11 protein-coding genes are annotated in these 12447 nt (G+C 65.5%); 3 read left to right on the forward strand and 8 right to left on the reverse strand.

Features of this window, described 5'->3' with window-relative positions; all coding sequences use genetic code 11:
* Positions 1-9 precede the first annotated feature (9 nt).
* The 3 genes from ACLBYA_RS26440 to ACLBYA_RS26450 form a co-directional block, all read right to left on the reverse strand.
* Positions 10-921: a carbohydrate kinase family protein gene (locus ACLBYA_RS26440; RefSeq protein WP_447712437.1), complete on the reverse strand. Its 912-nt coding sequence runs from the start codon at positions 919-921 to the stop codon at positions 10-12.
* On the reverse strand, positions 918-1667 hold the full coding sequence (locus ACLBYA_RS26445) for a GntR family transcriptional regulator (protein WP_447712438.1): 750 nt from the start codon (positions 1665-1667) through the stop codon (positions 918-920). Before ACLBYA_RS26445 ends, ACLBYA_RS26440 begins: the two co-directional genes overlap by 4 nt.
* 396 nt (positions 1668-2063) lie before the next feature.
* Complete coding sequence (locus ACLBYA_RS26450) at positions 2064-2903, reverse strand: helix-turn-helix domain-containing protein (protein WP_447712439.1); 840 nt, start codon at positions 2901-2903, stop codon at positions 2064-2066.
* A 172-nt stretch (positions 2904-3075) separates the two neighbouring features.
* On the opposite strand from ACLBYA_RS26450, the gene ACLBYA_RS26455 reads away from it, so the two are divergent.
* The 3 genes from ACLBYA_RS26455 to ACLBYA_RS26465 are packed head-to-tail and all read left to right on the forward strand — an operon-like array spanning position 3076 to position 6086.
* Positions 3076-4269, forward strand: a complete 1194-nt coding sequence (locus tag ACLBYA_RS26455; protein ID WP_447712440.1) for an acyl-CoA dehydrogenase family protein — start codon at positions 3076-3078, stop codon at positions 4267-4269.
* Complete coding sequence (locus ACLBYA_RS26460; RefSeq protein WP_447712441.1) at positions 4266-5285, forward strand: phosphotransferase family protein; 1020 nt, start codon at positions 4266-4268, stop codon at positions 5283-5285. Before ACLBYA_RS26455 ends, ACLBYA_RS26460 begins: the two co-directional genes overlap by 4 nt.
* A gap of 39 nt (positions 5286-5324) precedes the next feature.
* The gene (locus tag ACLBYA_RS26465; protein WP_447712442.1) at positions 5325-6086 is read left to right on the forward strand and encodes an SDR family NAD(P)-dependent oxidoreductase; all 762 of its coding nucleotides are present in this window, start codon (positions 5325-5327) and stop codon (positions 6084-6086) included.
* Positions 6087-6097: 11 nt separating this feature from the next.
* On the opposite strand, the gene ACLBYA_RS26470 is transcribed toward ACLBYA_RS26465, so the two are convergent.
* From ACLBYA_RS26470 to ACLBYA_RS26490, 5 genes are all read right to left on the reverse strand, one after another.
* Complete coding sequence (locus ACLBYA_RS26470) at positions 6098-7333, reverse strand: PucR family transcriptional regulator (RefSeq protein WP_447712443.1); 1236 nt, start codon at positions 7331-7333, stop codon at positions 6098-6100.
* 59 nt (positions 7334-7392) lie between these two features.
* Entirely contained in the window at positions 7393-8253 is an 861-nt protein-coding gene (locus ACLBYA_RS26475) for a phytanoyl-CoA dioxygenase family protein (RefSeq protein ID WP_447712444.1), read from the reverse strand.
* Positions 8254-8395: 142 nt separating this feature from the next.
* Positions 8396-9955 (reverse strand): AMP-binding protein, encoded by a 1560-nt coding sequence (locus tag ACLBYA_RS26480; RefSeq protein ID WP_447712445.1) that lies wholly within the window; start codon positions 9953-9955, stop codon positions 8396-8398.
* On the reverse strand, positions 9955-10989 hold the full coding sequence (locus ACLBYA_RS26485; RefSeq protein ID WP_447712446.1) for a dihydrodipicolinate reductase: 1035 nt from the start codon (positions 10987-10989) through the stop codon (positions 9955-9957). Before ACLBYA_RS26485 ends, ACLBYA_RS26480 begins: the two co-directional genes overlap by 1 nt.
* 4 nt (positions 10990-10993) lie before the next feature.
* A complete protein-coding gene (locus ACLBYA_RS26490) occupies positions 10994-12445 on the reverse strand; it encodes an APC family permease (protein WP_447712447.1) in 1452 nt (483 codons plus the stop codon).
* Positions 12446-12447: the final 2 nt, after the last annotated feature.

Below are 12447 nucleotides of genomic sequence, written 5' to 3' on the forward strand. Positions count from 1 at the left end.
TGATCTTCCTTACTTGTTCTTCATCATCTGCTCGGCCACGCCGAGCACTTCCTCACTGGTGGAATAGCTGGTGATGCCACCGGCCCTGCGTACCGACAGACTGGCCGCGGCAACTGCAACATTCAGTGCCTCCACTGCGCCGTCGCCGCTTGCCCGCCGTGCCGCGTGCCAACCGGCCAGCGCATCGCCGGCTCCGGTGGTATCGACCACCGGGCGATCCAGGTCGGGTGGCGCAACCTCGATGGTGGAAGTTCGGGTGTGAAAGCGGATGCCCTGTTCACCAAGGGTTTCGACGACCTCGTCGGCACCCGTTGCCAAGATGCGGGCCACGGCGTCGGGCCCGATCAACGCTCGAGCCCGCTCGTTCACGAACACCGTGTGGCAGTCCCCGAGCCACCCCTCGACATCGGCGAAGCCCGTCGGCATGGTGGCCGGCTCCAGGTCGATGGAGACCGGCACCCCGCGAGACCTACACCGCGACAACAACAGTGTGGTGCCCTGATGGTCGTAGGCGGCGGTGTGCACCCACGCGGACTCGTCGAGGTCTATCGCGGAGACCGATTCCGCCGACGGATACATCGCCGCGTCCGGGGACAGGAACAGTCGTTTCTCGCCCCCGCCGTCGATCAGGATGATGGCTCGACACGTCTGCTGCGACGAGATGTCGACGTGGATCTCTATTCCCTCGGCGGCCAGCTGTTCAGGTAACGAGCGACCGGCCGCGTCGTAGCCGACGCTGGTGTAGAACCGCACCCGGGCCTTCGCGCGGGCTGCGGCAACAGCCGCGTTGGCGACCACGCCGCCGGGACCTTCGGCCAGTGCGTCTGCGACGACCTTCTCGTCGGGTCCCGGCAGGCGAAAGAACTGGACCGTGGTGTCCAATCCCGCGTCGCCGACGAACAGCACGTAGGGCGCGCTCATGGTCGGCTCAACTCGATCCGGTAGCGGTAGCGGTCGGCGCGGTAATGCCGAACCACGTACTCCAGCGGGATCCCCTCGTGATCACACGCTGTTCGGCGCGCCACCAGAACCGCGCTCCCGCCAGTGGTTTCCAGCGTGTCGGCCAGCGCGTCGTCGGCCACGCCGGCCTCGATGACCTCCCTGCCCGTGGTCACCCGCATGCCGCGCTCGCGCTCCAGCCAGACGTACAACGATGCGATGTGACGCGCCTCGGGTAGTTCGGCATCAGGGTGCAGCACTTTCGGGGACAACCACGATTCGCTCACCGCGATGGGTGCATCGTCGGCAAGCAGCACACGCCGGATACGGACCACCGGTTGTGCATCGTCGAGGCCCAGTTCGGCGGCCACTTCGTCGGAGGCGTTCACTGTGTCGACCTGTACGTCCCGGTAGCCGGGCTTGAGGCCACGCGCCTGCATATCCTCGTTGAAACTCGACAGCAGGTTCAGCGGTTGTTCCACCCTGCGGGGCAGCACAATCGACCCCCGCCCGGACTTCTGTTCGATCAGCCCGAGCTTGGCGAGATTGCCGAGCGCGGTTCGGGCCGTCGTCCGGCTGACCGTGAAACGTCGCCCGAGCTCGGCCTCCGAGGGCAGCGCATCGCCGACGCCGAACTCGCCCGCGTCCATGGACGCCTGTAACCGCTCGCTGATCTGAAACCACAGCGGTACCGGGCCCGGCACCAGATCATCGGTATCCCACGACATGGACATAACGTACAAACGTCATGACGTTTCTACAAGGGTTTCGCGGCAGATTTACTCGGCGTTTACCTCCGACGGCGGCCACACGTGACCACATCCGACGATCAGGCGTTTCGCCATGCTTGATCTAGATTCTCAAATCCACTGTCATACGACTGAGTGGGTGACCTGCGACGACTTCGATTCGTCTCACGTGATGTCACGGGCTTTGTCTCACATTCCTGTCGGATCCGACGGCGTCAACTCTCAGCTCGCCGGGACGCCGATCACCCAACGCAGCGCCACCGCACGTGTCAGCAGGGCCGTTACCGTGACCAAGAGTGCCGCACCCGGTGCGCATGCAGGTCCGCTACACGACCAGGGGACAGTTTCGACCTGACTTACCGGTGCGCTCAATGATTAAACGTCGTACCCGCGGAGCATCGCGATCGCAAGCCCGGAATACGTGGCCGCGATGTGTTCGGGGGTTTCCGGGCCTGTCTCGCGAAACCATTGCGGCAAGGACGTGCACATCGTAGCGATCGCGCGACCGGCAGCCCTGGGTTCGACCGTTTCCCATTGATTCTCGGCGATCGCGCGGTCGATCGCTTCGTCGACAGTGCGCTGCAGAGCATTGCGCGACTCGGCAATGCGGGAACGGTTGGCCGGAGTCAGGCTGCGCATCTCGCTGGCCCCGATGAAGGCCAGTTTCCGTCGGTGGGTGTGGTATAGGGCGAGTGCTTCGACGACGAGCTGGACCTCGCTCGCGCCGTCGGCCGCCTCAGCGCGGGCCGCTTCGACCCGTCGATGGAGTTCGTCCATGGTGATTTCCAGGGCCCGAACGAGCAGGCGCTGCTTATCGGCGTAGTAGTGATAGACGCCTGGAACACTCAGGCCCGCACGCTTGGCGATATCGCGCATGGAACTGCCGTGGTAGCCGGTGTCGACGAAGGCATCGATCGCCGCGGCCAGTGGAGGGTCGAGGTCCAGCGGCGGAAAGCTGCGCCAATCCCCCACCGGACGGTGGTCGGCCGACGCAACGCAATCGTTTCGCGTTGCCGCTGATGGCAACAGTTGCTCGACGGGCACATCGAAGACTTCGGCGAAACGCACCAGCCGCGCCACCGAGACTGCCGTCTTACCGTTCTCGATGGCACTGATCGTCGCCGGACTGAGCCGCATCCGTTCGGCCACCTCGCGGGCGGACAGCCCCACCTCGCGCCGAGTACTACGGATACGTGGTCCACAGTCATACGTCATCGCCACTCACTCTACCCATCAGTATTTCTGAATGTCCTTCAGTTCACGCTGAGACCTAGTTCTCAATTATGCTGAAAAAACTTGCAATACCGACGCTGCACATGCCACCCTTCACCGGGAACCGAGCGATTGTTCGGTTTGTCTGAACTATTGTTCGATTGAGGATCGCGGCATGGCTATCAATTTGACCTACTCGGCAGACGTATCTGCTCTCGTTGCGCGAACCCGTGCGTTCATCCGCGACCGCGTGCTGCCCATCGAGGATGAGCACGACGGTGACATCCATGCCGCGGGCGGCGACGAACTGCGCTGTCAACTCCAGGCCGAAGCACGCAACGCCGGCGTGTTCGCGCCGCACGTGTCCCCCGAGCTCGGCGGGCACGGTATGAACATGTCCGATCGGGCGCCGGTCTTCGAAGAGGCCGGATACTCGTTGTTCGGTCCGCTCGCCCTCAACATCGCCGCGCCGGACGAGGGTAACGCCCACCTGCTCGCGCAAGTCGCGACCGCTGATCAACGGCATCAGTTCCTGGCGCCCCTGGCCGCAGGCGACGTGCGGTCGGCATTCGCCATGACCGAGCCCTCACCCGGTGCGGGCTCAGACCCGGCGGCACTTCTCACACAGGCCCGGCGCCGCGGCAGTGATTGGATCATCAACGGGAGCAAGTGCTTCATCACCGGTGCCGACGGTGCCGGATTCTTCATCATCATGGCCCGTACGAGCGGCCAACCCGGGCAGCGTGGCGGCGCCACCATGTTCCTGGCCCCCGGCGATACTCCCGGCTTGGAGGTCAAGCGCCACATCCACACGATGGACCGGTCGATGATCGGTGGGCACTGCGAAGTGACCTTCACCGATCTCGTCGTACCGCAGGCAGCCGTCCTCGGCGAGGTGGACCGCGGATTCGATTACGCCCAGGTGCGATTGGGTCCGGCGCGGATGACGCACGTGATGCGCTGGCTCGGCACTGCCCGCCACGCCCACGACGCCGCCACCCGGTACGTCGCGGAGCGCCGTGCCTTCGGCAACCGCCTCGGCGACCTGGGGATGGCTCAGCAGATGATCGCCGACAACGAGATCGATCTGGCCGCCACCCGAGCCCTGCTGATCCGGGCCTGTTCGGAGCTCGATCGCGGCGAAACCGCCGCCCAGTCAACGTCAATCGCCAAGACATTCGCCGCCGAGGCACTGTTCCGCGTTGCAGACCGCAGTGTTCAACTGTGCGGCGGACTCGGAGTCTCGACCGAACTGCCAACAGCGCGCATCGCCCGCGAGATCCGGCCGTTCCGGATCTACGACGGCCCCTCAGAGGTTCACCGCTGGGCCATCGCCAAGCGCGCCATCCGCGCAGCTGTGGCGACATGACCACCGGAAGCCTGGACCTGGCAACGCTGCGCCGCTTCATGAAGCAACACGGCGTCGCGGTCGCCGGAGAACTGACTGCCGAGCCACTCGCCGGCGGACGGTCGAACGTCACCTGCAAGATCAGCGACGGCGACACCGTCTGGGTCCTACGGCATCCGCCGCTGACCGGCGCCACGCCCTCAGCGCACGATATGGCCCGTGAATTCACGGTCACCACGGCCCTCGAGGACAGCGCCGTACCCGTCGCCTCAGCCGTCGCGCTCGACGCAGCAGGCGAAGTGCTCGGTGTCCCGCTGAGCATTGTCGACTTCGTTGACGGCGAGGTGTTCCGGCGTCGCGAAGACTTGGACGCGCTTGATGATCGGGACGTCCGGACGCTGGCTGAATCGCTGATCCACACGCTGGCGGCTCTGCACGATGTCGACCACCACGCGGTCGGACTCGGTGACTTTGGGCGCCCGGACAGCTACCTCGCCCGTCAGGTGAAGCGGTGGGCAAGCCAATGGGAGCACGTCAAACCAGACGACCGGACGGATGTCACCGACTTGGTACACACGCTTCAACAGCGTGTGCCCACCGCCCCGGATACCGCGTTGGTGCACGGCGACTTCCGGATCGACAACACGATCATCAGTGGCGGCGGCAATCACTCAATTCTGGCGGTGGTGGACTGGGAACTGTCCACAATCGGAGATCCGTTGTCGGACGTGGCGTTGATGTGCGCGTACCGCCACCCCGCTTTCGACTTGATTCAGGGGCACCCGACCGCATGGACCAGCTCACGCTGGCCCACCGCTGATGAACTGGCCCACCGATATTCGGATGTATCCGGACGCGCTCTGATCGACTGGGATTTCTACCTCGGGTTGGCCAATTTCAAGATCGGGGTCATCGCAGCCGGTATCGCATTCCGCGACAGCCTTGCCACACCCGGCCGGGCGGAGGGCGAGTGTACCGCGCTCGCGGCGTCGGCCGAGTTCTTCGCCGCCGCCCGAGAGGTGCTACATGCGAGATAGGCACTTCATCAAAGCGATTCGATCGAAGGAAGACAGATTATGAGCGTACTCGACCGTTTCCGTATGCAGGACCGCGTGGTTATCGTCACAGGCGCGTCGTCGGGGCTCGGTGTTGCATTCGCGCGGGGGTTCGCGGAGGCGGGTGCGGAACTCGTTCTTGCTGCGCGCCGCACAGACAAACTCAATGCGACAGCTGCTTTGGTCACCGACGCTGGGCGGCGCGCTCTGTGTGTCCAGACCGATGTTGTCGACCCCGATCAGGTTCGGGCCATGGTCGATGCGGCGATGGCTGAGTTCGGGCGCGTCGATGTGCTGATCAACAACGCGGGCATCGGCACCGCATACCCCGCGACCAGCGAGACGCCCGAACAGTTCCGGGAGGTGATCGACCTCAACCTCAACGGCTCATACTGGGCTGCGCAGGCCTGCGCCAAGGTCATGCGGCCCGGCTCAGCAATCATCAACATCGGCAGCATCCTGGGAATCACCACGGCCGGCTTACCTCAAGCTGCATACAGCGCCAGCAAGGCTGCGACCATGGGCCTGACCCGTGATCTCGCACAGCAGTGGGGGTCGCGCAAAGGAATTCGGGTCAACGCTATTGCGCCAGGTTTCTTCACCTCCGAGATGACCGATCAGTACAAGCCCGGGTATCTGGAGAGCCTGACCCCGCGAATGTTGCTGGGCCGTACGGGAGATCCGGAAGAACTTGCCGCGACCGCCGTGTGGCTGGCCTCCGATGCCGCCGGCTACGTCACCGGACAAACCATCGTTGTCGACGGTGGCGTCACTATCACGTAGCGCCGCTGCCTTCAATTGCCCGCGCGCACGCGGAGCAGCGTGAGCGCCGCTGCCACTTCGATCGGGTTGCGCGCGAATGGTTTCGGCAACAGCTCGTCGATGCGGGCGAGGCGGCGATCAATGGTGTTACGGTGGGTGTACAACCGCTCGGCGGTACTCGTGCGGTTGAGTCCTTCGTCCACATATGCCAGTAAGGTCTGGTGCAACACCGGGCTGGCGTCCTTGAGTTCACCGAGAACGTCGGCAGCGAACTGGTCGGCAGACGACAGATCTGTCGATAGCAGATCCACCAGGTGGACATCCTCGTAGCGCACGATCGAGAGCCCTGAGCCCAAGCGAGCCAGAAGCCGTTGCGCTGCAGCGGCATCCATGTGAGTTCGACGGAAGCCGCTCACGCCTGTGGCTGCGCGGCCGAGTGCCACGCGCGCACCGCCGTGCCGTCGTCCCAGACGATCCGCGACGTCATCGACCGTCGGTGCGGTTTTCGCCGGTATCCACAGCCACAACGCGGCGGTGCCTGCGACCACCGTCAGCCGCCGTTCCGCTCCGCATGCTCGCATCACCTGTTCAGCGGCGCGTTCGAGCGCGCCGGCGTCCTTGTCGGAGTCGACCCAGACGACGACGCCGAGGTGCGATCCGGTCAGCGCATAGCCGAGCTGGGCCTCGGCACGCGATGGTGCGATGTCGGCGCCCTGGAGCAGCAGTTCGACCGTGGCGTAGCGCTGCAGCTGTGAGCCGCCGGCAAACTCTTCGCGGACGCGGCCCACGTGTTCCGCCAGCTCCTCGATGGAGTCGTCGACGAACGTCGTGAGAGAATTCCCGGATATTTCGATCAGTTCACGAAGGTGCCCTGCATCGTCGGTAGCGTCGAAACACGCGGCCAGCCACCACTTCCAGCCGACACGTTGCGCCGACCGCCACGACAGGACATCGTCGGTGGTGAGCCCCCGCAGGACGACGTCGCGCGCATACGTACGCATCTCGCTCCCCGCCGATGGAACGACCCGGCGCCCGGGTTCGGCGATGTTGGACGTCAGCCAATGCTTGAGATTGGCGACCGTCAGCCGTGCGTCCGCCTCCGCGAGCACCGGGTCCTCGGCGATCGCGCGGTATCGCGAGTCGCGCAGGGACGCCGCCGTCAGTTCGCCGGCCACTTCCGCGGACCCCGCCAGCATCATCTCGGCGAGTCCCCGGATCAGCTGCCGGACGGGCTCGGATGCATCGGGCCATAGTTGATCGGACGCCATGCTCCGAGTCTGCTCGTCATCGTGTCTCGCCGTCACGTAACCACCGAAGACCGAGTCCGCTACAGGCCGAGGTGGTCAGCAAGCTCCTGGTAGTCCACCATCCACAGGCCTGGCGAACCGACCGGGTACTGGGAGCGGAAGCCGAGGATGCGCTGGACGCGCTCCGGCAGGGTCGTCACCACGTCACGATCGACGAGGAACGGATAGGCCTCTTCGCCGACGAGGTAGCCGGGGTTGAACGCGAAGGACACCGCGCGACGGTATTCATCGGTGGTGACGTTCGCCCCGCCACCGTGAGCGGTCTTGCCGCTGAAGAAGAGAGCGTCGCCGGCCTTCATGGTCGCGGGGACCGTCTGCTCGGGCGTGCCACGATCCTGGAAGTCGGGCCAATGGTTACTGCCCGGGATGACGCGGGTGGCGCCGTTCTCCTCGGTGAAGTCGGTGAGGGCGATGAGGAAGTTCAGGGTGACCTCGGGACCAGCCGGGCCCATACCCACGAAGGGGAACCAGTTCTCCAGGTCGCGGTGCAGCATCTGCGCCCGGTTACCGGGGCCGATCTCGATGACCTGGGCGGTCGTCATCCAGTAGGTGCCGGATTCCTCGAGGAAGGCCGCTTCGCACAGGGCGTGGACCAGGTCATGGTCGATGATTTCGTGTCGGAAAACCGTGCTGTGGCTGACCAGGTTGGTGAGGCGCTTGGTGTTGGCGCCGTGGAACTCGTTGACGATCTCCAGTTCGTGCTTTCCGCCGGCAGCCAGCGCGGTAAGGGGGGTCTCGATCTCGGCGTTGAACCGGGTGACCTGCTCGGAGGTGAGCAGACCCTCGATGATCACCCCGCCGTCCTCGGCGACGACGGCGCGGATGTCCGCGAGATCCGCGGTGTGCGGAAGCTTCCTGAGGTTCGATACTGCGGTTGTCATCGCCTTATCTCTTTCTGCGAGTTGCGGTTTGAGCGGAACGCCAGGTGGGTGATATGACGTACGTCTCACTATCGCCGCTGCGTTGGGGGGTGTGCCACGGCACCTCTCAACCAATCACGTGGCCGGACGGTGCATATTGCACCTATCTGTGCGCGGGGTCGGCCAACTGTCGTTTGAGCTCGAATTTCTGGATCTTGCCGGTGGCTGTCTTGGGGAGTGTGGTGAACTCGATCCGGTCCGGGACTTTGAACTTCGCGACGCGGTCGAGCAGGTGGGCTCGCAGTTCCTCCCGTGTGACGGCGGCACCGGGGCGTAGCGCAATGAACGCTGCCGGCCGCTCACCCCAATGTTCGTGAGGCATGCCGACCACCGCGGCCTCCAGGACCGCTGGGTGTTCGAGGATGGCACTCTCGATTTCGACCGAGCTGATGTTCTCGCCGCCGGAGATGATGACATCCTTTGCGCGGTCGCGGATCTCGAGGTAGCCGTCGGGGTGACGGACCGCGAGATCGCCACTGCGGAACCAGCCGTCCGGCACAGCTGCCGCAGTGGCGGCCGGATCTCGGTAGTACTCAGGCGTGACGTTGTTTCCCCGCAACGCGATGTCGCCGATACTCACGCCGTCGGCGGGCACGTCCCGGCCCTGTTCGTCCACCACCCGCACGGGGTCGGCGACGATGTTGCCGACGCCCTGGCGCGCATTGAGACGATCACGCTCATCGTCCGGCGCGCAGTCCCATTCCTGCTTCCACTCATTGATCACGGCCGGGCCGTAGGTCTCGGTCATCCCGTAGAGATGGGTGACCGCGAGGCCGCAGGCGCGGGCCCGCGCGAGCAACGCAGGTGCTGGCGGGGCACCGCCGGTGGCCACCCATACGGCACGTTCCGGTCGCGTCGTAGGCGGCTCCGAGGTGACCGTCGACAGGACTGTCGGTGCCGCGCACATGTGGGTGATCGCGTGCGCGTCGACGGCGTTCCAGATTGCATTCGCCTCGACCTTGGGTAGGCACACGTGGGTGGCGCCGACCGCGGTGACCGCCCAGGTGAAGCACCATCCGTTGCAGTGGAACATGGGCAGCGTCCATAGGTACGACGAGTTCAAGTCCATACCCGAGTGGAAGGCCATGGCCAGCGCCTGCAGATAGGCGCCGCGGTGGGTGTACACCACACCTTTCGGCTTGCCCGTGGTGCCGGAGGTGTAGTTGATGGCCAGCGGTGCGAACTCGTCGTTCGTCGAGGCGTCGACCGGCGCGGCCGACGCCACGTACTCCTCATATCGTTGGCTGCCGGCGATCACCTTCACGGGTTCAATTCTTCGGCCGCCGGCCAGCTCCGACGCCTCCCTCCCCACCCCGATCAGCGTGTCCGTGGCGATCAACGCCTCGGCTCCGCTGTGCTCCAGGATGTACGCGATGTCCGCCGCACTCAGGCGAGCGTTCAGCGGCACCAGCACGCCCCCGGCGTACGGCACTGCGTAGTGCGCTTCGAGCATTTCCAGGGTGTTGTGCGACAGCACCGCGACTCGATCGCCCGGCCGCAGCCCGTCGGCCACCAGTGCGCCGGCGAACCGCCGGCAGCGGTCATATAGATCGCGGTACGTAAGCTCGCGCAAACCGTCGATGACGGCGATCCTGTCGCCGTGGACGGCCGCGGCTCGATCAAGGAAGCGAACTGGCGTCAGGGCCGATACCGCGTGCGTCACTACGCTCCCTCCGCACGCAACCGCGTGCCCCTCGACGCCACGGCACGGGCGGGCAGGTCGCCCATGGACACCAATCCGCTGGGCGCGTCGATGACCGCCGTCGCGACGTTGACCGCCGCGGCGATGGTGCTCACGAACGATTCGAAACCACTCGGCGACGTCAGCTCGATCACCTGGTCCGCGCCTTCGATGCGGTAGTCGTCACCTGCGGTGACGGAATCGCCGGGGTCGAAGAAGCCGAACATGATCTCCAGATCGATCACCGCACGGCCGCCGCGGAGTCCGCGAGCGGTGTGGGTGACAGCCGCGATCTGGCCGGGTTCGACGGTGATGTGCCGGCCGGTACGAGTGGTCTCGCTGACCACCGCGGGTGCCACCCGGCCGACCTCGATCGTGTCCAAGGTCCAGCCGAGGCCGCTCGCGAGCGCGCTGATCGATTGTTCGAATCCGTAGTGGCCGACCACGGTGCCGGATGTCTGTGCGGCACTGAACTGTTCGGCCGTGAGGCCGATACCGAACTTCGACAGGATCGCCCCGTACCGCGACATGTTCGTTCGGCGACGGATGATCACGCGATCGACGCGCTGGGTGAGCGCGGTCAGCAGCAGCGGCAATGTGTCCATGAGGATGCCGGGGTTCGCCCCGGTGCCCAGGACGGTGACGCCGTGCGCCTTGGCCGTGTCATCCAGATGCCGCGCAAGCTCGGGGTGACTCGACCACGGATACGCCAGCTCCTCGCAGATACTCATGACGTTGTACGACCGCTCGAGGAGCGGCGCGATGGTGTCGGCGACGTGGTTCAAGTCCGAGGTCGTCGCGACAATCGCCAAGTCGGCCGGCGGCAGGCATGCGGGATCATCGACGACGGTCACTCCGATCTCGCCGCTTCCGGCGAGGCCGCCGAGATCTGTGCCGATCACCGCGGGATTGCGATCCGCGGCACCGACGATGTGCACATCGGTGCGTTGCAGCAGGGAACGAGCAATGGCGAGACCCGTGGCCCCGAGGCCCACCAACACGATTCGTTGTGCCACGTCGCTATTCCTGCTGTCCTGCGGCGGGCCGTAGTTTCCCGACGGCGGGTCCGAGCGCGAAGGCAGCTATCAGGGATCCGATGATGACTGCAGCCACGGTTGTGCTGTTTCCGGCAAGCAGGTCGAGGTTGAGCAGCATGATCGCCAGGATCGCGAGCAGCCCCGCCAGGCCGAGCAGCGGCGCGATCAGCGTGCGCACGACCGTTACCCCATGGGTTTCACGGCGGAAGTAGGCCAGGACGGCCGCGCAGGTGAGGATGAGCAGCACGACGTAGCCGATCGAACCCAGCCCCGATGTCCACGTGTAGGTCTCGCTCATCGGGTCCAGCCCGATCGCGGTGCCGCCGGCGAGCACGGCGCCGGTGACGACCGCGACGGCCACCGCACCGCGGTGCGGCGAACCGTGCTTCGGGTGACTCGCCGCGAGTGCGGTCGGCAGCAGGCCGCGGGACGCCAGCGAGAAGGTGTAGCGGGCGAGGATGTTGTGCCAGGTCAAAGCCGCCGCGAAGGTGCTGGTGACGAACAGTGCCACGGTCAGCTCGGCACCTACCCGGCCGAGGAACTGCAGCGCTACGGCCGAAAGCAGGCCTTCGGGATCGGCTGTCGCGGCCTCGACGACTCGGCTGTCGCCGACTCCACTGATCACCGCCCACGAGGCGAACGTGTAGAAGAGTCCCACGACGATCACCGAGATGATGGTGGCGCGGCGCACCGTCCGGTCGGGGTCACGCGCTTCGTCTCGGAACACCGCCGCCGCCTCGATGCCGATGAAGCTGAGCACGGCGAAGATGAGTCCCACCCCGGGTGCGCCACTGAGTATCTCCTTCAGCGAGACCACACCGTGGGACAGGCCCTCGGGTCCACCGCCGCGCGCAACGATCGACAAGTTCAGCGCGAGCACGATGCTCACCTCCGCGACCAGGAGGACGCCCAGGACTTTGCCGGACAACTCGACATCGCGGTAGCCGAGTAACGCGGTCATCGCCAGTCCCACACCGGCCCACAGCCACCACGGCAGTCCGGGGCCGCCGTAGGACGTTACGAGCGCGTCGGTGCCGATCCCGAACAGAATGAACAGCCCGACGAAGATGCACGTATACGACAGAATGGCCAGGTACCCGGTGCCGATCCCGGCGGCTCTGCCCAAGCCCGCATGCACGTAGGAGTAGAACGCTCCCGCGGAGCGGACGAACGGTGTCATGGTGGTGAAACCGATGACGAAGAGAAGGAGGACGGCGAGGGTCGCCACGTAAGCGATGGGTAGACCCGCGCCGTTTCCGACGGCGAAGCCCAGCACCATCGGCCCTCCGACCACGCACAGCGGGGCGGCGCCGGCGATGATCATCAGGGAGATCGAGGCGACACCGAGCTTGCCGGTCAGGCGGGACGTAACGCTTGGTGCAGTGGTGTCTTCGTTGGTCACCGGAGCGGTGCTCTTGTTGGCCGTGGTATCCATCG

The organism is Mycobacterium sp. C31M (assembly GCF_053345865.1).